Source organism: Micavibrio aeruginosavorus ARL-13 (assembly GCF_000226315.1).
Classification (GTDB): domain Bacteria; phylum Pseudomonadota; class Alphaproteobacteria; order Micavibrionales; family Micavibrionaceae; genus Micavibrio; species Micavibrio aeruginosavorus_B.
The window spans coordinates 1750980-1773251 of the sequence record NC_016026.1 but is presented as its reverse complement, the minus strand read 5'-3'; the positions used below and the strand labels follow the sequence as shown (position 1 = coordinate 1773251).

General features: G+C 50.8%; 20 protein-coding genes. 10 read left to right on the top strand and 10 right to left on the bottom strand.

What is annotated here, in order from left to right; all coding sequences use genetic code 11:
* Positions 1 to 368: 368 nt before the first annotated feature.
* The 4 genes from MICA_RS08415 to MICA_RS08395 all read left to right on the top strand — a co-directional run bounded on the left by MICA_RS08415 (position 369) and on the right by MICA_RS08395 (position 7998).
* Positions 369 to 902: a hypothetical protein gene (locus tag MICA_RS08415; RefSeq protein WP_041793963.1), complete on the top strand. Its 534-nt coding sequence runs from the start codon at positions 369 to 371 to the stop codon at positions 900 to 902.
* 27 nt (positions 903 to 929) lie between these two features.
* Positions 930 to 6359, top strand: a complete 5430-nt coding sequence (locus MICA_RS08410; RefSeq protein WP_187287628.1) for a beta strand repeat-containing protein — start codon at positions 930 to 932, stop codon at positions 6357 to 6359.
* A 331-nt stretch (positions 6360 to 6690) separates the two neighbouring features.
* The gene (locus tag MICA_RS08405; RefSeq protein ID WP_014103311.1) at positions 6691 to 6897 is read left to right on the top strand and encodes a hypothetical protein; all 207 of its coding nucleotides are present in this window, start codon (positions 6691 to 6693) and stop codon (positions 6895 to 6897) included.
* A 798-nt stretch (positions 6898 to 7695) separates the two neighbouring features.
* Positions 7696 to 7998: a HigA family addiction module antitoxin gene (locus MICA_RS08395; protein ID WP_014103310.1), complete on the top strand. Its 303-nt coding sequence runs from the start codon at positions 7696 to 7698 to the stop codon at positions 7996 to 7998.
* 124 nt (positions 7999 to 8122) lie between these two features.
* Here the strand turns inward: MICA_RS08395 and MICA_RS08390 are convergent, their stop codons facing one another.
* The 4 genes from MICA_RS08390 to MICA_RS08375 all read right to left on the bottom strand — a co-directional run bounded on the left by MICA_RS08390 (position 8123) and on the right by MICA_RS08375 (position 10785).
* Positions 8123 to 8602 (bottom strand): hypothetical protein, encoded by a 480-nt coding sequence (locus tag MICA_RS08390; protein WP_014103309.1) that lies wholly within the window; start codon positions 8600 to 8602, stop codon positions 8123 to 8125.
* 276 nt (positions 8603 to 8878) lie between these two features.
* Positions 8879 to 9355, bottom strand: coding sequence for a hypothetical protein (locus MICA_RS08385; protein ID WP_041793956.1), 477 nt, complete (start codon positions 9353 to 9355; stop codon positions 8879 to 8881).
* Between the two features lie 36 nt (positions 9356 to 9391).
* A complete protein-coding gene (locus MICA_RS08380) occupies positions 9392 to 9739 on the bottom strand; it encodes a MarR family winged helix-turn-helix transcriptional regulator (protein WP_049782179.1) in 348 nt (115 codons plus the stop codon).
* 311 nt (positions 9740 to 10050) lie between these two features.
* The gene (locus MICA_RS08375; RefSeq protein ID WP_014103305.1) at positions 10051 to 10785 is read right to left on the bottom strand and encodes a pentapeptide repeat-containing protein; all 735 of its coding nucleotides are present in this window, start codon (positions 10783 to 10785) and stop codon (positions 10051 to 10053) included.
* 241 nt (positions 10786 to 11026) lie between these two features.
* Between MICA_RS08375 and MICA_RS08370 the strand changes: the two genes are divergently transcribed.
* Entirely contained in the window at positions 11027 to 11860 is an 834-nt protein-coding gene (locus tag MICA_RS08370; RefSeq protein ID WP_014103304.1) for a phage minor head protein, read from the top strand.
* An 8-nt stretch (positions 11861 to 11868) separates the two neighbouring features.
* On the opposite strand, the gene MICA_RS08365 is transcribed toward MICA_RS08370, so the two are convergent.
* The gene (locus MICA_RS08365; RefSeq protein ID WP_041793953.1) at positions 11869 to 12357 is read right to left on the bottom strand and encodes an SEL1-like repeat protein; all 489 of its coding nucleotides are present in this window, start codon (positions 12355 to 12357) and stop codon (positions 11869 to 11871) included.
* Positions 12350 to 12637 carry a hypothetical protein gene (locus MICA_RS12145; protein WP_014103302.1) on the bottom strand — a complete coding sequence of 96 codons (288 nt, stop codon included), beginning with the start codon at positions 12635 to 12637 and terminating at the stop codon, positions 12350 to 12352. The genes MICA_RS08365 and MICA_RS12145 overlap by 8 nt, the downstream gene beginning before the upstream one ends.
* 77 nt (positions 12638 to 12714) lie before the next feature.
* Here MICA_RS12145 and uvrC point away from each other — a divergent pair, with 77 nt between their 5' ends.
* The 3 genes from uvrC to MICA_RS08345 all read left to right on the top strand — a co-directional run bounded on the left by uvrC (position 12715) and on the right by MICA_RS08345 (position 16235).
* On the top strand, positions 12715 to 14613 hold the full coding sequence (uvrC, locus tag MICA_RS08355) for an excinuclease ABC subunit UvrC (RefSeq protein ID WP_014103301.1): 1899 nt from the start codon (positions 12715 to 12717) through the stop codon (positions 14611 to 14613).
* Positions 14614 to 14905: 292 nt separating this feature from the next.
* Positions 14906 to 15589, top strand: coding sequence for a bactofilin family protein (locus MICA_RS08350; protein ID WP_236619886.1), 684 nt, complete (start codon positions 14906 to 14908; stop codon positions 15587 to 15589).
* A gap of 61 nt (positions 15590 to 15650) precedes the next feature.
* The gene (locus MICA_RS08345; protein WP_049782177.1) at positions 15651 to 16235 is read left to right on the top strand and encodes a hypothetical protein; all 585 of its coding nucleotides are present in this window, start codon (positions 15651 to 15653) and stop codon (positions 16233 to 16235) included.
* A 1-nt stretch (position 16236) separates the two neighbouring features.
* Here the strand turns inward: MICA_RS08345 and nth are convergent, their stop codons facing one another.
* Positions 16237 to 16872 carry an endonuclease III gene (nth, locus tag MICA_RS08340; RefSeq protein WP_014103298.1) on the bottom strand — a complete coding sequence of 212 codons (636 nt, stop codon included), beginning with the start codon at positions 16870 to 16872 and terminating at the stop codon, positions 16237 to 16239.
* A 60-nt stretch (positions 16873 to 16932) separates the two neighbouring features.
* Between nth and MICA_RS08335 the strand changes: the two genes are divergently transcribed.
* Positions 16933 to 17769 carry a methylated-DNA--[protein]-cysteine S-methyltransferase gene (locus MICA_RS08335; RefSeq protein WP_014103297.1) on the top strand — a complete coding sequence of 279 codons (837 nt, stop codon included), beginning with the start codon at positions 16933 to 16935 and terminating at the stop codon, positions 17767 to 17769.
* On the opposite strand, the gene dapB is transcribed toward MICA_RS08335, so the two are convergent.
* Entirely contained in the window at positions 17743 to 18450 is a 708-nt protein-coding gene (gene dapB / locus MICA_RS08330) for a 4-hydroxy-tetrahydrodipicolinate reductase (RefSeq protein ID WP_041793947.1), read from the bottom strand. The two genes, MICA_RS08335 and dapB, sit on opposite strands and share 27 nt — an antisense overlap.
* A gap of 141 nt (positions 18451 to 18591) precedes the next feature.
* Between dapB and MICA_RS08325 the strand changes: the two genes are divergently transcribed.
* Positions 18592 to 18999 carry a hypothetical protein gene (locus tag MICA_RS08325; protein ID WP_014103294.1) on the top strand — a complete coding sequence of 136 codons (408 nt, stop codon included), beginning with the start codon at positions 18592 to 18594 and terminating at the stop codon, positions 18997 to 18999.
* 31 nt (positions 19000 to 19030) lie between these two features.
* Here the strand turns inward: MICA_RS08325 and dnaJ are convergent, their stop codons facing one another.
* Positions 19031 to 20203 carry a molecular chaperone DnaJ gene (gene dnaJ / locus MICA_RS08320; RefSeq protein ID WP_014103293.1) on the bottom strand — a complete coding sequence of 391 codons (1173 nt, stop codon included), beginning with the start codon at positions 20201 to 20203 and terminating at the stop codon, positions 19031 to 19033.
* A 99-nt stretch (positions 20204 to 20302) separates the two neighbouring features.
* Positions 20303 to 22249: a molecular chaperone DnaK gene (dnaK, locus tag MICA_RS08315; protein ID WP_014103292.1), complete on the bottom strand. Its 1947-nt coding sequence runs from the start codon at positions 22247 to 22249 to the stop codon at positions 20303 to 20305.
* Positions 22250 to 22272: the final 23 nt, after the last annotated feature.

Sequence of the window (22272 nt, the reverse complement as noted above, 5' to 3'; positions counted from 1 at the left end):
AAGGGAGGGGTGGGATGTGGGAGTTATGGCTTCTTATTTGGCACAGCGATGCAATACGGCTGTTTATCTTTGTTGGGCAACTCTGATAGAGGTTGGATAATATGGATATTGCGGCGACCGAGTATGCTTATTAAGCATAGCCCTGTCTCTTCTGGCATTAGTCCATCCTTCAATTGCACCTCTATGTACTATCCGCTTGATTGATGTGTTTCATTTGCTACACTACCTACAATAGCAAGTAAGGGTTGGCGATGTCTAAAAGCGGGTGGTCTTTGTCCATATCTTTGAAGATAAAAAGCCATATTATTTGCATATAAGCGTTAAGCCAATAATAGAAATCTCTGGGTGTCCGTATAAGGAGCATGTGAATGCAAATAAGAATGAAGCCATTTATTAAATATGCACTTTTGCTGTGCCTCGTATCCGCAGTTCTTATCTGCCTGATGTTTTTCTCATCTCATGTGAGTACTAAAGAAAAGGACTTCATTCATAGTATTCAATCCCAGCTCCATAATTCCGGTGATTGGGTTTTAGTTTCAGATCTGAATCCTTCCCCGTGGCTTTATGTGTGTGTGAAAGCATCTGACTCATTAAGTGGCTCTGTTGGGCCCGAGATAATGCAAAGAAAATTTGGTGATATGGTTCTTGGTATAGAAAAATTTCCCACAGCATATGCCACAGATGCTAGTTGGCTTGTTATCTTTTTTGATCCAAATAAATCCGTTGAGTATTTGAGTATACCTAATGATCATATCCGCGGACATGGAGCCAATCACGCTTCGAATGAAGAGTGGCCAATTTGCAAATCTCGATCAGACGCTATTTTTATGCTGACAGAAATTGAAAGCCAAAACGGGCAAAAAACAACCGGCATAACTTTAACAACAAAAAATCACATCTAATAAAAACAGAGCTTTATGGAGATTTACATGAGCATTGATTCTCTCAAAACATGGATAATTGAGGCGGCGGCAAAGGATGGGACAGCGCTTGCTGCCGGTCAAGGCTATGATTCAATGACAACAGATGACATAGAAAAAAGAAATGCGATCGTGCACACTCAAAAGAGCGCCGATGTTACGAGGAAAAGTAACAGCAGTAGTGTCGCCGAAGTCCTGGGGAACGGAAAAGAGTTGCTCGGAGATAGCTCGCCCGCAGATTTGTATAAAGATCAATATAACAATAAAGTTGGCAGAGATATTGCAAAGTGGATGAAGGATAATGGGTACACTAAAAGCAATGGCTATACTGACAAACAACTTGATGATGTAATGGATGACTTGGTCGTCGATGCATTAAACAGCGGGAAATTAATTGTTGACTCTGGAATGGATGGGGATGGCGTAGATCCACGCATAACAAACGGCACGCAGCCTGACTGGAGTGGGCCTTCCGGTAGTTGGCAAAATTCAGCTGCCGACAGGAACTATGATCACGATATTCCCGGGGTTCCTGAGTTCATTCCCAAAGGATGGACCGCGACACAACCAGCCCCATCGTCCGACCCGACTGATAAGGATAGTCCTCCACCTCCAATTCCTGGGCGAAAACCCAATGTTCCAAATGCAAACTCAGACGATTTAAACAACATTAATCCGGGTGCTGGAGATGGCGATGCCTCTGATGATGACGAAATTCCAAATGAGGCGAAAGAAGGCATAGGTGAAAACGAAGAGAAGCCAAGCCCTCTTGTTTTCGATATTGATGGAGATGGAATAGAGCTAACCAGCTTGGCAAGTGCTAATGCGGTTTACTGGGATCATGATTTAGATGGCTTTGCGGAGGCGTCCGGCTGGGTTACTGGCGGAGATGGTCTGCTTGCTTTCGATCTGAATGGCGACGGAATTATTAACAACTCATCGGAATTGTTTGGTAATCAAACTGGGCATGAAAACGGCTTTCTTGCCTTATCTGCATATGACTCTAATCTGGATGGGGAGATTACGTCCTTAGATGAAATCTGGAGCCAGCTGAGAATCTGGATTGATGTAAGTATGGAAGGATACAGTCAATCAGATGAGCTACACACCCTTGACAGTTTGCTTATAACATCAATTAATCTAGGTTACTCTGATGTTAACTATATTCTGAATGGGAATATCATTGGGCAAGAGTCTTCTTTTACAATTAACGCCAATACTCGTGACGTAGCCGATGTATATTTCTCTGTAAATGAAACAAACACAGTATACAATCAAGATTTCTCATTAAATGAAGTGGTCTTCTTCCTTCCTACTCTAAAAGGATACGGAGGGGTTGCCGCCCTGCATATAGCAATGTCAATTGACAGCGGCGCTGACGGGCTCTTGGAAATGGTCGCAGATTTTTCATCACAGGACACGGCTACTTTATTGTCATCACACAATCTTGAGGGTGATGTTAGAGAAATAATGTATCGCTGGGCTGGCGTAGATAGCGTCAATCCCACTAGTCGCGGACCCAATGTTGACGCGCGAGATCTTGCGTTCTTGGAGAAACTCACTGGTGATGACTTCCTGCAATTAGGATATTTAAGCAATCCGCGCCCACAAGCTGGTAAAGGATTGACGGAAACATTTAATGGGATTTTAGATAAAATATTATCCCAACTTGTTTTACAAGGAGATGTCGGGCAAGTTTTTGAAGATGCTCCTATTTACGATTACACTATAGGTAATTTCGAAACATTGGGCGATCTCAGCGCTGATTTTCTAGATGATTTAGTAGATATCGCGCTTGTAACACCAGACAAAATGCTTTTCTGGGAAAACGTTCTTCGTATTGTTGTAAATGCGAAGGGTGAATCAAATATGACGACGGCTGATATAAATGCTCTGGATGCTGCGATTTATGCATCCGACTCTGCATTAAGCTACACAAGCGTGCATGCAAGCGTGTTTGATGAAAATATGGTCGGGATTACCACTTACGGTGATAACGCGGACAATACAATCAGCGGAACTATCAAGAATGATCGTCTGTATGGGAATGCCGGAAACGACACCATCAATGGCGATGTAGGCGATGACCATATTGAAGGTGATGATGGCAATGATGTTATCGGTGGCGGATATGGAGATGACGTTATTTATGGAGGTAACGGAAATGACCAGCTGACAGGACATCAGGGTGGGGATCTGATCTTTGGCGGCAACGGTGACGACACCTATAACTACAACTTAGGTGATGGTTATGACACTATTCGTGAAACTGGCAATGCGGAGCTGAACGATAAGATTGTTTTTGGCGCAGGCATTGCCATTACAGATCTGACCTTCACACGCTTGAGCAACAATGACTTAAGTATCTTCATTGATGCTGCTGGCGGGCAAGGTGAAATTGTCATTGAAAATCAGTTCGATGTATCATCGTCAACCGGCTCCGTCGAAACCCTCGTGTTTTCAGACACCAGTACTTTTGACCTCACATCCTTGAACTTTACCTTAGTTGGCACGAATGCGGCAGAAACTTTGCATGGTGTGACTGTCGCCGGACAGAATGCAGATACGATCTATGGCGGCGGAGGCAATGACTTTATTTATGGGTATATCGGCGCTGATACTCTTTACGGCGGTGATGGAAATGACACGATCTATGGTGGTGGGCCATCGGTGACGCACTACGGTGAGACAGATAGTAATATTCTTCATGGCGATGCTGGAAATGATACTATCTATGGCTCATATGGAGTCGACCATATTCGTGGAGGAACTGGAAACGATATCCTGCGCGGAAATCGTGGAAATGATGAGTATTATTTCAATCTAGGTGATGGAAATGATTCCATTATAGAGGTAGATGCGTCTGGATTCGGTGTTACAGATACGCTGAATTTGGGAGATGGAATTGATACCGATGATGTCACAATTATTCGCGAAGGCTCATACAACCTGAAAATCCTGATTAACGGCGGGCAGGATGGCAGCATTACGCTTGTTGATCAGTTCAAGACATCATCAGGTGTAGGGGCAGTCGAATACATCAAGTTCCATGATACGACCATTTGGGATTTGACAACGATGAGTTTTGGCCTCGTTGCGACTGACGCAGCCGAAACAATACACGGTAATAATTCTGGCTCAGGAAGCCCTGACGATATTATCTACGCCGAAGGTGGAAATGATATCGTATATGGCTATCTTGGATCCGATCAGCTACATGGTGGCGATGGAAATGATGTTATTCATGCCGGAACCACATCAAGCACATACTACGGAAAAACCACAACCAACTATCTGTATGGAGACGCTGGAAACGACACCATTTATGGTGCCTATGGTGTGGATCATATCTACGGCGGTTCTGGTGACGATACCTTACTGGGACGCCTTGGGAATGATCATTATTATTATGTTCGGGCACAAGGCAACGACATCATTGAAGATCAAGGTGCTGTTTCCGGTGCCACCAATATTGACGTTATTCACCTGGATGAAAGCATCGATGCAAACGATCTAACTTATGTGCGCGATGGAAACTACAACCTTAAAGTCTTAATTAACGGCGGTAGTGGTGGATCAATTACACTTGTTGATCAATTTACAACAGGCCTTAGCGCAAAAGCCGTTGAGTTTATTCAACTCAGCAACGGCACCCAAATTGATCTGCGAAATATGGACTTTGTTTTGACTGCGACAGCGGCAGCGGAGACATTGTACGGTACGGAGGTCAATAGTCTGAAAAATGACACGATCTACGGCGGCGGTGGGAACGATACCATTTCTGGTTATCTTGGATCGGACACGCTGTACGGTGGTGATGGCAATGACCTTATTTACGGTGGCGGATCAAGCGGCACGTACTTCAATGAAACCGATAGCAACTACCTCTACGGCGAATCCGGAACCGATACAATCTGGGGATCGAACGGCGTTGATCACATATATGGTGGCGCTGATAACGATAACTTAAATGGTCGTTTGGGCGCTGATCAATATTACTATGCTCAAGGTGAAGGTGACGACATCATTACCGAATCCGGAAAGACAGATATTGATATTCTAAACTTTGATTCTTCAATCGAAGCCAGCGAAATATCCTATATCCGTGTGGGCAATACGGATCTGAAAATCCTGATTAATGGTGGATCTGACGGAAGCATATTGTTATCCGGACAATTCAGCATGTCAGGATCTGATGCCGGTGTTGAATTTATCAAATTGGATAACGACACGGAAATTGACCTCAGAACCCTTAACTACACCCTCACAGGGACGTCAGCGAATGAAACTCTGAATGGTACGTTGACTTACTCAGGGGGCATTGACACGATCTATGGCGGGGGTGGGAACGATACCATTTCCGGTTACCTCGGATCGGACACGCTGTACGGTGGCGATGGCAATGACCTTATTTACGGTGGCGGATCAAGTGGTACGTATTTCAATGAAACCGATACCAATTATCTCTATGGCGAATCCGGAACCGATACAATCTGGGGGTCGAACGGCGTTGATCACATATATGGTGGCGCTGATAACGATAACTTAAATGGTCGTTTGGGCGCTGATCAATATTACTATGCTCAAGGTGAAGGTGACGACATCATTACCGAATCCGGAAAGACAGATATTGATATTCTAAACTTTGATTCTTCAATCGAAGCCAGCGAAATATCCTATATCCGTGTGGGCAATACGGATCTGAAAATCCTGATTAATGGCGGAACGGACGGAAGTATCCTCTTGTCTGGACAGTTCAGTGTATCTTCGTCAGATGCTGGTCTTGAGCTTATAAAGCTGCACGACGACACGGAAATTGACCTCAGAACCCTCAACTATACCCTTACGGGGACGTCAGCGAATGAAACTCTGAACGGTACTCTGACTTACTCAGGGGGCATTGACACGATCTACGGTGGCGGTGGGAACGATACCATTTCTGGCTATCTTGGATCGGATACGCTTTATGGCGGCGATGGTAATGACCTCATTTACGGTGGCGGATCAAGCGGCACGTACTACAATGAAACAGATACCAATTATCTCTACGGCGAAGCCGGAACCGATACCCTGTATGGCTCCAATGGCAATGACTTCCTGTATGGTGGCGATGGTAGCGACACCCTTACAGGCCGCAATGGTGCCGATACGTTTGTTTTCCTGAATGGGGAAACAGGAGTAGACACCATTACCGACTTCAATGTTGGCCAAGGTGATGCACTAGACCTGTCTGATTTGTTGGGTGATTTTGATCCTCTGACCGAGGCCATTACAGACTTTGTCCAGATCACGGAAAGTGGCGGTAACTCTGCCTTGTTCGTTGACCGTGATGGTGCGGGCAGCACTTATGGCCTGCAGCAGATAGCGACTATTCAGGGTGTAACGGGCCTGACGGACGAAGCCGCTCTTTATACCAATGGAACATTGTTGGCGGCATAATCGAGTCTAATAAAAAAACGGCCCCCTCGTTTGCAAACGAGGGGGCCGTTTTTATTAACGCATGTTAACTATTCCCTCCCACGCCACGGATAAATCCGCTACAATGTCCCTGCCTTGCCTGAAAGCGGCTGGGCCGGACTGTAGTAGGTCCTTACTGAACGTATGGAAAAACGTAAATTACCGCCCTCGGTTCATATCGGGCCGGGTGGCGGCGGCGTATGTCCAATGGCTTCGGCCTAAAGGTCGTCGCGGCTGTTTCAGTACGGTCTACTAACACCCGGCCACCATGCCTTCAGGCATGGTGGTTTTTCTTTTGCCTGAGGGGTTAGAAATGAAGTCCGATCTGCGCCAGTTTGAGTGCCTGCTTTCCATGAACCGAACCCCGGAAGAGGAAGCAGGCTATCTCCTGGAACAATACCAAAACGAAGCCTTCGCAATCGCACAAGATTGCGCATCCCTGTTTGAGGGCGTGGGGAATGCCGAGGCATCATCCTACTGGAAACAGGTCTGTGATTGCCTTAGGCGGGGTTTGCATTAGCGCGCCATAGATAGCGTGGACGAAGTCGGTCACCATCCGGAATCCCTTAAATTCTACGAAACCCGCATGATAGCCAGCTAATAGAATTGTTTAACAACAATTCTGTCGGGATGGGGGCATGCCCCATCAGTGAATCAAATCGGGCCAACGGCCCGCACCGCCAGAGGGGCTTCTGCGAAGCCCGAAGCACGGCGGTAAAGCCATGCGAGCCAGCACCTTTTAGGAACTTCATCCCGCCCTGACATGGCGCAAACGGGGGGCTTTCTTCTCCCGATGCTGGGGCCGCCGACACTTCCTGAAGCCGATCTGTGCCCTTGTGGCTGATTGCGCCCGCACAGGGTCCGTTACGCGCGTTCTTTTGGTCTGCGTTGTGCCGCGCGCCATGCCCCGAAACGCATCCAGCAGGCCATATTTGCCCCGCCTTGGATAGGTACCGATCATGGCCCGGTGTTCCTTATGATCTTCTTAACTAAAAAGCGGCAATTATACGAAAATCGAACGATAGCCAGCTAATAGAATTGTCAGACAACAATTCCGCTGGCGTGGGTATAAGACCCACATTGAATCATGGAAGGCCGGGCCGAAATGGCCCCGTCGCCAGAGGTTTTGACATTCAAAACCGAACCACGGCGACAGAACCAAAAAGAAGAACCAAGGGGGGGCAAAAAACATTTGTGCCGCCCCCTAGAAAGATTCGTGCTCAAGCCCTTTGGGTAAACACTCAATGGCGAATCATTTTCCGGTGGGAAGATGGGGCCTATGACGTGCAATTAGTGGACTATCATTAGGAGGATTCCAATGGCCAAAATGATCGAATTGACCCATCCTGGTGTAATGCTAAAAGAGGACTTCCTTGATGGCATGGGCATACGGCCAGCAACTTTAGCAAAAGCCATCGGCGTTGATCGTGGTGCTGTGTCTAAAATTTTAGCAGGAGAGCGCGATATTAGCGCCGATATGTCCTTGCGCTTGGGCTTGTTCTTTGGTCAGAGTGAGGGGTTTTGGTTTAATCTGCAAAAAGACTATGATCTTCGCACGGCAAAGCGGGATCGTTTGGCTTTGTACAAGAAGACCATCCGCCCTTATGCCGTTTCTGCGTAAGTAAAAAACAGTAGAAAAAGATGGCCGTGCAACAGCTTGAAAATGCCATCATTGAAGCCGCTCCGGTTGGCGCTTTTAACAGTATAGACGAACGCCAATTCACCAAGTGACGGCGGCTTAGCTATTACCAGTTTTCAATGCCTGTATTCATTGGTTTACTCTGATACGACTGGATAATATCCAGAACATTCTTCCAATACTGCACGACCATAGTATCGTCTGGATTAAGAACCGATAGCATGTGATTTACCGTGTCCACAGCCTCAATTATGTCGGCGCACCCGGTCATAATTTCTTTGGCGGTCTCGGCTTCCTGTGTGGCCGGGACGGCATCGAGCATAAGTTTATTCTTGGCGTAATGATCCACCGCGCTTCTTGCTTCCGCATATGTTAGGCCGCAAATATTGATCAGAAAACGTAAGGCGCGAATGGCTGACCATTTCACAAAATTTCCATTCCCCAAAAAGACAAAAGTGCTTCCGAAATCACTGCGGTCAAGATGGGCCTGATGCAGGACGGCGGCTGGCTTCTCGCTCAAATCCCACCCTGCATAAGCTTCCCATCGCAACAATGCGGCGGCACTTTGTGCATCAATCTCGGTCATTGCCAACGGTCCAGATTATAGATTGTTTTGTCTGGGCTGATTTTAGAATGGTTGTTCAGTATGGCGAGCAAAAAATGCGGTAATTTACACAGTTTCTTACACATAAGCATAAAATCTTAGAAAACATTGTTTTTTATCAATGGGCTAAAATTATACATAATAAACTTAAAATCGCTCGCTCGTAAGGGCGTGCCGGTTCGATTCCGGCCGGGGCCACCAACTCAATGTGATTTCCTTTTTAGGCGGTCACGTCATTACCCGCACCTAATTAGGTAGCTACTTCTTTTCAATCAAGACATTCAGTGTCGCTACATGACGTCGTGGTTTGCGGAAAACAGATTTCTCTGCAGCGGTGTTTTTTGTTTCGGGATGGGGGATGTAAAGGTCAATTGTCTCGGTCTTTAACGCCGCACTGTCGGGGTATATGAGAGTTGTGTAGCTTGGCTTATTTTGCTGGGAGAATAAGAGTTCGTCCCCCATGCGAAATACAAATTCAGCCTCATGCTTTGAAAGCGTTGTGTCGATGTTGATGATGGTGCTTTTTTCTGGCGATGTTCCGTCGTTGAGAAAGGCAGTGGAGTTGCAGATCGTCCCATCGTCAGTGCATTCAAAGACAATTATCGATTTATCACCATCAAGCGGCCGCATGCCGATTTTGTAGGTGTCGGCATACGCACGCTTTCCTGCGGTGAAGGCAATCAACACAAATGTGCAAATGAAAAGAAGTTTTATTCTACCTTTTATAATCGACATATATGCCCCATTTAAAAATATCAAGGAGTGTGGTCTTTACCCGGATACGGGGCAAACCTCCCCTAATTCCCCAACCAACGCCCGCCCCCGTGGTGTCAGTGACAATTCCTTCCGCCGCCGTTCCGTCGCCGAAATATCCACACGGATCAGGCCGTAGGATTTTCCTTTTTTGCGGTGGTCGGAGAGCGCGCCGACGATCCGCGATACGGTCGATAATGGCATCTGCGTGCGCGTGGCCAGGTCGGAGAGGGAGAGGCCTTCGTCCGCCGCAATTTCGATCAGGCACAGCATGTATTGCAGTGGAAATTCGCCATCAATCCGTTGCCACACCTGAAGCAAGGCGCGGCAGCGTGTCAGTGTTTCCAATGTCTGCTGTTTGACCATGATGTGATCCGGGTCCATTTTCGATGGGTGGTGGCATCCATGGTCGCGATAAAACCCGGCGCGGTGTTAAAACGACCTGACCAAAAGGTATATCGATAATGGTTTCGTTGTTGCAAGTATTTTTTGCGAACAAAGGCATGAATCCGAACCGACGGTCCAGATCCAGGCTGAGGGCGTACAACCGCCCGAAACGCAGGTAAATCATTGAAATTCTCTCCCTTTTAACCGGCCACACACCGGTCCCATTGCGCAATCGGGTTGCAATGGTATGCACACACAAGCTCATTCATAGATTTTCATAAGGGTTGCCGTCAAGGAAAATTATTGGTCCCCATCATTGACGGCGCGGCCCCAATCCCTGGGGGGGCGACGTCAGTCGCCGGGGGTTGCGTATCCGCCCCGCGCATCAGGCGTAAATGCGCCAGCGCGAGCCCGTGGCTGGGCGATTTTTCAATCATGGTGTTGGCGCGCATCCATTCCGCAATGGTCATGGCCTTGTTGCCCATGATGACATGCGTGGTGGTAATGGCCATGATCGATGGCCCGCCCAGAATGGTGACGGGTGGGCGATTGATGGGGCAAGGAAGGCCGCTCACGTCGACGAACATATTTTTTTCAAAAATATCGCAATCGTGAAAATGCAATTCCAATGCCGATTGTGTATCAAACCTACAGCCCCGGATGACCGTGCCAAAAATATCGGTTCCGCCAAACAAAACGCCACTAAAATCACAATCAATCAAATGGGACTGGGCCATACAGGCCCCATGCAGCGCAACGTTTTTAAACGAGGCCCCCGTCATGCGGCATTCGGACAGATTGGTGCCGGTCATGTTGCTGCCATCAAAATTGACGTGGCGGAAATTACCACCATCAAAATCACCATGGCTTAGATCAAGACCGGACAAATCCGCGTGATGCAATGATACGCCATCCATCACCGCGTCCTCAACCGCGGCGCGGTGGTGTGTGCGGTTGCTTTTGTAAATCACGTGCCCCGATGCCGTGCGTAAAATAATCGTCCCCATAATGTTGTGCTTCCCCATTTTTTGTTTTTGTCTCCCGCATGACGTGATCCGGCCCCCATAGCCGGGCGAGGGGCACAGCGTTACAAAAACAGTTGCAAGAATGCAAGTAAAATAATCAACTGTGGGTTGTTAATGTATTGGGGCATATTTTGGGATTGATATTAAAGGATAATATTCCTATTATTGTGCCATCGCCGCCCGGATTCCCTAGTCCGGGCGGCATTTTTTATGCCGTATCAACCCGCAGGAGGGCCATTTTATGCCGATCGCCTTGTCCAAACCCTTTGCCCGCAACACACAGGTCGATGATTACGATGTGCGCCAGATTAAAAAGGCGCTGAACCGATTGGGATATTATGTGCCCGATGATGCCGTGTTTACGGCTTTAAAGCAGTTCCAGACGGATCATGGCCTATCGCCCAGCGGGATGGTGCGTCCGGGTGATGAAACTATAGCGGCCCTCAACAACGCGATCACCAACGCGCCCGATAGCCAATATATCTGGCGCACTGTGGGGGATGGGCGCGTGCGTGGCCAACATGCAGCATTGGCTGGACAACAACGCCAATGGAATGACAGTCCTGATCCGGGCGAGGATTTCAATTGCCGGTGCTGGGCCGAGCCAGTCAGCGCGACAGGTAAACCACAAGGCCCACTGGATTGCCGTGAAGAGAGGGATGCTGCGGATTTGGCGGAAAAGAAAGTTCAGGAAATCAAAGATCTGATTATTGGGTTGGCGGAAGATGCCCAAAAAATAAAACAGGAAAAAGATGAAATTATCCGTCGTTTGACGCAATTATTTGGAGGTGTGCTGGCGATACATATCATCAACTGGCCAGCAAAATGGCTGGATAATATGCATGAAGCCATTCGGTTCAATTTCGGTATTCAAATTGAAAACCAGCTGCAGGGGGAGATTGAATTTTTGGGCGAGCGATTAAAGCGTATCCGTGAAAAAATTCAGGAGAAGCTGGATCAGAGAGCAATATTGGATGTTCTGCTTGAGAAATCATTGGATGATTATACTGAAGCAGAAAAGCGCCTGGATGATTGTATGAGTAAGAAAAATGAATCTGGTGTGATATCCGTTTGACCCTGATGTTATGGGTGTTTTTTCGTTTGTTTGTGCGGCATTGTGTCGCTGTAGAGTTGCCAAGCTTCACCTCTGTCGCGGTTAATAAAAAGATATCCAAAAATTTCATGCGCCAAAATCATAGAATGATCCGGATTTGATTTGTCCATATAATGTTTTCCTAGGGCGATCAGATCCTCATTGCTCATTTTGCACATGTCATTGAACCATTGAATCTGCTCCTTCTCAAACGGCAATGCAAATTCACGGTTCATGTGTTTTCGGGTTCTCTTTTCTTGATCTCGAATGCATTCCGTCTGGTCTTTGACCTGTGGGGTCAGGAAAGCCAGGCCTTCGCGATAGAGGCGCATGGCCTTGCCTTTATCTTGTGCTACGCCCTTGCCTTCATCGTAAAGGCGGGCCAGTTGCCAATGGATATTGGTGTGCGGGTAGCCCGCATCGATCAAATATTGATAAAAGAAGGCACCAAAATCCGGGCGTGGTCCCAGATTAAACATCAAAATTTTTGTCGAGGGCGTTGTGGGACACAAGGCCACGATCAACCAGCGCCTTGGTGTAACATGCGGTCAATCCAACGGGTGTAAAAAGCGGCGCATAAAAATTCTCCATGCGGGCTTTTAACGCCTCCGTGTCCATCCACGTTACAAAAACGGGGCAGTATGGAGCGGGCAGCGTAGAAATTTCGTCCGATCGTGCGGCCGGGGCAGGGCGTAAAACAAGCAACGCCGCTACGGTCAGAATTAAAATGGAAAAAATAGCAATTTTTTTGAAAGGCATAAGCCGAATTATAGGGCAAGGACGGGGCAATGCAACGGCCATTGTTTCTTTGGCGGCAATGGCTTATCTCTATCCCCATGGATAACCACGACGATTTTCCCGATGATCAGGCCGTGCCCGCCGCCCTTGCGCGCGGGGTAGAGGTTGTTCGGGCGTTTGTGAAGACGTTGCCGGATGCGCCGGGTGTTTACCGGATGCTGAATGCCAAGGGCGATGTGCTGTATGTCGGCAAGGCCAAATCGCTGAAAAAACGGGTGGCGAATTATACGCAAGTGGCCCGTCTGTCACACCGCATTCAACGCATGGTCGCCGAAACATCCGAAATGATGGTGGTGCGCACGCATACAGAGGCCGAGGCCCTGTTGCTGGAATCCAACCTGATTAAAAAACTGAAGCCACGCTACAATGTTCTGCTGCGTGATGATAAATCGTTTCCGTATATTTTGATTACGGACGATCACGAATTTCCGCAGGTCATCAAACATCGCGGCAGCCGGTCACGCAAAGGGCATTATTTCGGCCCCTTTGCCTCGGCTGGGGCGGTCAATCGTACCATCGCCGTGTTACAACGTGCCTTTATGTTGCGCAATTGTTCGGATTCCGTGTTCGCGCAACGCACGCGACCCTGCCTACAATTTCATATCAAACGCTGCACCGCGCCGTGTGTCAACATGGTGTCGCGCGAGGATTACGCGAAGCAGGTGGAACAGGCGCGCGCCTATCTGACCGGCAAAAGCCGGGAGATACAGGAGCAAATGGCCGCCGCGATGCAGGCCGCCAGTGATCGCATGGATTATGAGGAAGCGGCAAAATTCCGCGACCGCCTGCGCGCACTGACCAGTTTGCAGACACGGCAGGATATCAATTTCGACGGTATCGGTGATGTTGATGCCATCGCGCTGGCCATGCGTGAGGGGCGCAGTTGCGTGCAAGTGTTCTTCTTCCGCGGTGGGCAGAATTTTGGCAACCGGGCCTATTTCCCGCGGCATGAACGGGATGAGGAACCAGAAACCATTTTGGCGGCTTTTATTGCGCAGTTTTATGAAAGCAAACCCATCCCGCCGCATATTTTGATCAGCCATGACATCCAAGATGCAAGCGTGATTGAAGATGCGCTCAATTCCCGTCCGAATGTGGAGCGCAAAACATCCATTGCGTGCCCGCAACGGGGGGAGCGTCGGCGCTTGATTGATTTTGTAACCAACAATGCGCGCGATGCGTTGGATCGGCATTTGTTGGAACGCGCGGGTGATGCGCAATTGTTGGATGGCGTGGCGGAATTGTTTGGTTTGGATGAACGCCCCAATCGCATCGAAATTTATGATAACAGCCATATCAGCGGCACCGACATGGTCGGCGCGATGGTTGTGGCGGGACCGGAAGGGTTCATGAAATCCGCTTACCGCAAATTCAACATTCGCGATGCCAGCGCGTCGGATGATTACGGCATGATGCAGGAAGTGATGAGCCGTCGTTTCCGCAAAGCACAGGAAGAGGGCAATGGCCCGGGGTCGGAAGACTGGCCGGATCTTCTGTTGATCGACGGTGGATTGGGGCAATTGAATGCGGTGATGGAAACATTGGCCGATATGGGCATTTCCGAAGAATTGAATGTCGTATCGATTGCGAAGGGGCCGGACCGCAATGCGGGCCGCGAAAAATTCTTTATGCCGGGCCGTGAAATGTTCCAGTTGCCTGTGAACAATGCCACCCTACATTACTTACAACGCTTGCGGGATGAGGCGCATCGCTTTGCCATCGGTGCGCACCGTACACGGCGGGCAAAACATATTGGTGCATCACCACTGGATGATGTGCCGGGGATTGGCGCGAAACGAAAGAAGGCGTTGCTGCTTCATTTCGGATCGGCACAGGATGTGGTGCGCGCGGGAATCGCCGATTTGGAAAAAGTCGAAGGAATCAGCCATGCGGTGGCAGAGCGCATATATGCGTATTTCCATGAGACGGATTCTTGAAAATAACTCCCTGATTCCCCATAAAACGCCCGATAACGCACTGAAAACGCACGCGAAATAAAGCGGGGGGAAACCCCCTGATTCCGGCTTGTCGCCCTATTGACCGGGTGCTAGTGTCATTCTGTTCTCGAAATAAAACAGATGAAAAAACAAACAGCGCGCTTTCCTGCGTGAAAGCCGTATTGTCTTTTCCGCGTTTTTAAATGGGCAAGACAGAATTTAACCGTCGGAAACTTTAAGAGGGTAACCGAAAATGAATTTCCACCAGAACCAAAAGGACCAGGCACAGACCATGAGCAACGAAACAGAAAACAACCAAGGCGCATCCTCCAACCAGGCCGCTGGCCAGGCGCGCCCGATCGACATTCCGGGTGGTCAAGCCGCTGGTATGCAACGTCCGGCCATGCAGCCGCCGCGCGTTCCGGGCGGTGGTTTCCCGGGTGGTCAGTCCTCCTATGGTTCTTCCCCGTACGGTCAACCGGCCGCGTCCTCAAACCCGTATGCTGCTGCTGCCCCGGGCGCAAAAGCTGGCGTGGTTGCTGATGGTCGTCGTCTGGTTATCGGCGAAGGCATCACCATCTCCGGTGAAATCGAAGCTTGCGACGTTCTGATCGTTGAAGGCACGATCGAAGCGGCTCTGAAAGGCGCACGCGTACTGGAAATCGCTGAGAGCGGCGTATTCTACGGCGCTGTTGAAATCGAAGAAGCCACCATTGCTGGCCGCTTCGAAGGCGACCTGACCGTCAATGGTCGTTTGACGATCCGCGCTTCCGGTTCCATCACCGGCGCAATCGCCTACAAAGAACTGGCTGTTGAAGCCGGTGCAACGCTGGACGGTAAAGTCACCCCGCTGTCCGCCAAAGGCGAAAAGCGCGAAGGCAAGCCGGGCCAAGCCCGCACCAGCGGTAAACAAGGCGGTCAACGTGACAGCGGCGCAGAACTGCCGTTCGCTGACAAAACCGCAGCTTCGGCGTAAATTTTGAGGGCCGGTGCCCGTTCATAAACATGAAAAATGGAATGAAGGGGCATCGATCACCATGATTACCAATTTTGAAACATTCGGAACGGGGCGTTTGAACGGCATTATAGGCCGGGCATTCGCCCCGTTCTGTTTCAATTCCCGTTTCCGTGTGACCTTGCGCTGGAACCGTCGTTTGACGTTGCGTCGTTGGCGCCGGTTTATGGTGCTGCCGGAAACGTTGCTGGTTGTGGCGTTGGTGGTGTTCGGGAATACGATTATGCCGGACTTCACACCGGGCCAGGCGGCTCAGGCGGCCATCGCGTCACCGTCCGAAATGACCGTTGTGTCCAAACGTGATGCGCGCGGGGTTCAGGCCCAGTTGCGTAAAGATCCTGCTCTGTTGTCGACCATGAATGCGGCGCAGGTCATTGGCGCGTTTTCATACGCCGATCTAGAACGCGAAGAGGGTTCGGTGCAGGTTTTGCAGTTCCGCGGCAATGAATGCGTCTTGCATGTTGTTGTTGATATGGATGCCGCATCGGTATCGCATTATGAATTCAACCCGCGCCAAACCGCCTTGTATGATGGGGCTGCGGGTGAACGCCGTGATGTTCGTGCCAATGACTGTGTGGCCGACATTCTGAAATCACGCCCTATCTGATTTAATACTCCGTTTTATCCTTGAATCCACACACATCGCGCACGGGGCACACCGGGCATGATGGCTTACGCGCTTTACAAATATAACGCCCATGCAGGATCAGCCAGTGATGTGCATGACGGCGGAATTCCGGTGGTATGACTTTTTCCAATTTGGCTTCAACCGCTTCGGGTGTGGCGCCGGGGGCCAGGCCCGTGCGGTTGGAAACGCGGAACAAGTGTGTATCAACAGCAATAGTTTCGTGGCCAAAGGCGATATTGAGAACAACGTTCGCCGTCTTACGACCCACGCCCGGCAGTTTGACCAATTCATCGCGGTCTTCGGGAACTTTGCCGCCATAATCGCGCACCAGCATTTCGGCGGCAGCCATTACATTTTTGGCCTTGGTGTTGTACAGGCCGATGGTTTTGATGTGGTCTTTCAATCCATCTTCGCCCAGTTTCAACATGTCTTGGGGCGTCTTGACGATTTTAAACAGTTTTTCGGTGGCCTTGTTCACGCCAATATCCGTCGCCTGCGCCGACAGGGCAACCGCGACCAGCAGGGTATAGGGATTGGTATAATTCAATTCCCCCTTCGGCTCCGGGTTTTCGGTGCGCAGGATTTCAAAAAAACGTTGGATATCAGCCTTTTTCATGATGCTCACTATACCAAAAAACGGATTGGAGGCGAGGGGATTTCCCGTTAGTTTCATGGCATGAACAATGATCAATACGCCATTATTTCCAACGCTATCGATTACATCGCGGCCCACTGGCGCGATCAGCCGGACCTTGAAACTCTGGCCGCACGGGCCGGGTATGAGGCAACCCATTTCCAAAAGCTCTTCACCCGCATGACCGGGGTCAGCCCGCATAAAATGGTGCAATATATGTCCGCACACAACGCGCGTGATTTGTTATTGCAAAATTATTCGACCCTAGACGCCGCATATGAAAGCGGGATGAGTGGGAATGCCCGCTTGCATGATGCGATGATCAATATTGTCGCGGCCACACCGGGCGAGGTGAAGCGCAAGGGGGCGGGCCTGACCATTCGTTACGGTTATCACCCGACGCCGATGGGCGATATGCTGATCGCGCAAACGGATCGCGGGTTGTGCTGGCTGGGCTTTGTGGTGGACGAAGATCCCGCCATCCCCATGGCGCGTTTGCGCCGTGATTGGGAATTTGCCGATCTGGTCGAGGATCAGAATGGCACGACCGACACCGCCCGTAAAATTTTGGAAATCTGGCGTGGGGCGGACACGCATTTGACGCTGCATTTATACGGCACGAATTTTCAGCTTCAAGTCTGGCAAGCCTTGCTGAAAATCCCCTGTGGCGCGAGCGTCAGTTACAAGGCCGTGGCCGATGCGATTGGGAAGCCAAAGGCGTCGCGCGCGGTTGGTTCCGCAGTGGGGGCGAACCCCGTATCATTATTGATCCCGTGCCACCGGGTGATTCAATCATCCGGCATCGTTGAAAATTACGGCTGGGGCACGCCGCGCAAGAAACTGATTTTGGGGCTAGAGGCCCAAGACGTCACGCATTGAGTAAAGTCCCGCCGGGCGGCCCTTCATCCACAAGGCGGCGCGCAATGCGCCCTTGGCGAACAGGCTGCGGTCATGGGCGCGGTGGCCCAGTTCGATGCGTTCGCCGGGGCCGAAGAAGCTGACATTATGCTCCCCCGCAACATCACCGCCACGTTGTACGGCGTAACCCACTGTTCCGGTGTTGCGTTTGCCGCTGCGGTCCATTGGCGCGTTGGGGCGGCCCGTGGCACGGCCCAGCATCAACGCGGTACCGGATGGTGAATCCATCTTGTTGCGATGGTGCGTTTCCATGATTTCGATATCAAACGTATCACCCAATCGCGCGGAGGCCTGTTCCACCAAAGCGGCGAGCAGGTTGACGCCCACACTCATATTCGCGGAATACAAAACGGGGCAGGTGGTGGCCGCCGTTTTCAAAACCGTCATATCGTTATCATTCAGCCCGGTCGTGCCGATGATGATTGGTTTCTTATGCGTCACCGCAATGTCCACATGCGCGCGCGTGGCGATGGGCGTGGTGAAATCAATCACCAGATCGTTTTCCGCGAACAGGCTGTTCGGATTGTCGGACGATTCACTGCCCGAACCAAAGGCCAGTCCCGGCCATTGACCGGATTGCAATTCATGGACAAGCATCTGACCCATCCGGCCCCGATATCCTGCAATTCCGACCTTGATCATGGTGATTTTGCCCCTGTGCGGTAAAAGTTCAACTTATTGTAATAGAATGATTTTCCGGCGCAACAGGGGATTTTGTTTGACGGGCATGGCGAAAATCCTGTTTCATAAGGGAACAAAGTCATAAAAAACAGGGTGTTGCACATGGGCTACGAAGAATCGCGCTTTATCCGTGAACTTAAAGAATCCTTCCGCCAAACCGCCGAAGGCCTGCGTGTGGGACAACGCTTCATGGGCATTGTCGAGGATATTGAGATCCATGCGGACAAGGGGCTGATCGTTTTCGATGCGCATAATGGCGGCATCATTGTTTCATGCGGCATTCCATTTGCCGCCATGGCCAAACATGAAATTCCGATGCGAGGCGATTCCGTTCAGGGATATTTGAACCATGCGGTTGAGCCGTTGGATCTGGGCCATCGTATGGTGATGGCCGTTGTGAAATTTGAAAATATCTCGGCGGGGGAACGCTCCCCCGATCCGGCGGATCGGCCAACGGGGAATGTTGTCTGGCTGGACAGTTCAACCTTCGCCAAAAAACCGAAACCGTAGATAAGAAAAAGGGGCCGCAGGCCCCTTTAATTTATTCTGTCAGATCGCTCCAAATATCTTTCATTTTGCCAAAGAAGCCAGAGGATTCGGGGCTGTGTTTGCTGGCCTCGGCACCGCCAATGGATTTATCCAGTTCTTTCAGCAAATCCATTTGCTTGCGCGACAGGTTCACAGGCGTTTCTACGAACACATCGATATACATGTCTCCGCGAGCCGATGATTTCAAAATCGACATGCCTTTACCCTTCAGGCGCAATTGCTGTCCTGACTGGGTCCCGGCGGGGATTTTGACTTTGGTACGGCTGCCTTCGATTGTCGGCACTTCGACATCACCGCCCAACGCGGCGGTGGTCATCGGAATTGGCACGCGGCCAAACAAATCGGCCCCTTCGCGTTTGAAGAAACGGTGCGGCTTGATGGCCAGCAGCACGTACAAATCGCCCGCAACACCGCCGCGGAAACCGGCTTCGCCCTCGCCACCCAAACGGATGCGGCGGCCATTTTCAACGCCGGGCGGAATTTTGATGCGCAGGGTTTTTTCCTTGCGCATACGGCCCGACCCGCTGCACTTTTCGCACGGGTCACGAATGATCGCACCTTCGCCGTTACAGGTGGGGCAGGTGCGTTCGATGGTAAAGAACCCCTGTTGCATCCGCACGCGGCCTTGGCCGGAACAGGTTGGGCAGTTTTCGGTGCCCGTGCCGGTTTTCGCGCCAGACCCACTGCATTTATCGCATGTTTCGGCCAGCGGCACCTTGATGGTGGCTTCCTTGCCGGCGAAGGCCTCTTCCATGGAAATTTCCATGGTGTATTGCACGTCGGATCCGCGTTGCGGGCCACCGGCGCGGCCACGTCCGCCGCCACCGCCATTGCCCATGAAGTCGCCGAACATATCTTCGAAAATGTCGGAGAATGCGCCACCAAATCCGCTGGCGTCAAAACCGCCTGCACCAGCACCAGGGCGGAAACCGCCGCCTTGTTCAAACGCGCTGGAGCCAAAGCGGTCATAGGCCGCTTTCTTCTGCGGGTCTTTTAAAACGTCATAGGCTTCGTTGATTTCCTTGAATTTCGCTTCCGCGGTCGGATCATCTTTATTCCGGTCGGGGTGATATTGCATGGCCAGCTTGCGGAATGCTTTTTTGATGTCATCGTCGCTGGCGCCACGTTCGATCCCGAGTGTTTTATAAAAATCTTTGTCGGCCATTTATTTTTCTAACCACAAGGTTTTTCGGACGTTCAGAAAAGAACAGCGCAGAGGAGGGATTGTGATCCGTTTATCCTCTGCGCTGTGTCTTATTGTGTGTTACTTGCTGGCTTTCTTGTCGTCTTCGTCGTCCAGCTCCAGGAAATCGGCGTCGACAATGTCGTCATCGGACGATTTCGGTGCATCGGCTTTCGCGGATGTGTCTGCGCCGTCATTGTCCGGCGTGCCCGCTGATTGTTCCTGTGCACGACGGTACGCCAGTTCGCCCAGCTTCATGCTGGCCTGAATCAGGCTTTGCGTTTTTTCTTCCAGCAAAGCTTGGTCTTCGGTGTCCAGCACGGCCTTGAGGTCGGCCAGGGCGGATTCAACATTGGATTTTTCATCCGCCGGAATATCCCCGCCCAGTTCGGACATGGTTTTTTCCGTCTGGTGGATGGCGGCCTCGGCCTGGTTGCGGGCTTCGACAACGCCACGGCGTTTTTTGTCGGATTCCGCGTTGGCTTCGGCGTCTTTCACCATTTGGTCGATGTCCGCATCGGACAACCCGCCGCTGGCCTGGATACGGATATTCTGTTCCTTGCCTGTGGCTTTGTCTTTGGCCGTCACGTGCACGATACCGTTCGCGTCGATGTCAAACGTGACTTCGATTTGCGGGATGCCGCGCGGTGCGGACGGAATACCAACCAGATCGAATTGACCCAGGAATTTGTTATCCGCGGCCATTTCGCGTTCCCCCTGGAACACGCGGATGGTCACGGCGCTTTGGTTGTCTTCCGCAGTGGAGAAGACCTGAGATTTTTTCGTCGGGATGGTGGTGTTCCGGTCGATCAAACGGGTGAACACACCGCCCAGCGTTTCAATCCCCAGCGACAGCGGGGTGACGTCGAGCAGCAGAACATCCTTCACATCACCTTGCAGGACGCCACCCTGAATCGCGGCGCCATCGGCCACGACTTCATCCGGGTTCACGCCCTTGTGCGGTTCTTTGCCAAAGAAGTCCTTCACCGTTTCGATGATTTTCGGCATACGGGTCATCCCGCCGACCAAAACAACGTCGTCGATGTCAGATGCTTTCAGGCCAGCATCTTTCAATGCGGCTTTCAGCGGGTCGATCGTGCGTTTGACCAGATCTTCGACCAGGCTTTCCAGCTTGGCGCGGGTCATTTTCACGTTCAAGTGTTTCGGGCCCGACGCATCAGCGGTAATGAACGGCAAGTTCACTTCCGTCTGCGTGGTGGACGACAATTCGATCTTTGCTTTCTCTGCCGCTTCTTTCAAACGTTGCAGGGCCAGCTTGTCACTGCGCAGGTCGATGCCTTGTTCTTTTTTGAATTCATCGGCCAGGTAATGGATGATGCGATCATCGAAATCTTCACCGCCCAGGAACGTATCCCCGTTGGTGGATTTTACTTCGAAGACGCCGTCGCCGATTTCCAGGATGGAAATATCGAACGTACCGCCGCCAAGGTCATACACGGCAATGATGCCGGAATTTTTCTTGTCCAGACCATAGGCCAGTGCAGCCGCTGTCGGTTCGTTGATGATACGCAACACGTCCAGACCAGCGATTTTACCAGCGTCTTTGGTGGCTTGGCGTTGCGAGTCGTTGAAGTAGGCCGGAACGGTGATCACCGCTTGCGTCACTTCGTGACCCAGATAGCTTTCCGCCGTTTCTTTCATCTTCTGCAGAACCATGGCCGAAATTTGGGCCGGGGCGAATGTTTCGCCATCAATTTCGACCCATGCGTCGCCGTTATCGCCCTTCACAATTTTGAACGGGGCGGTTTTGGCCATTTTCTGGACTTGCGGATCGTCGAAACGGCGGCCGATCAGGCGCTTGACCGCGTACAGTGTTTTTTCCGGGTTTGTGACCGCCTGGCGTTTCGCCGGCTGACCCACCAAACGCTCACCGTCTTTGGTGAATGCGATCATGGACGGGGTGGTGCGGGTGCCTTCTGCGTTCTCCAGAACCCGGGGGTCCTTGCCATCCATAATGGCCACGCAGGAGTTGGTGGTGCCCAAGTCGATACCGATAATTTTGCTCATTCTTTCCTCACTTTAAGTTGGCA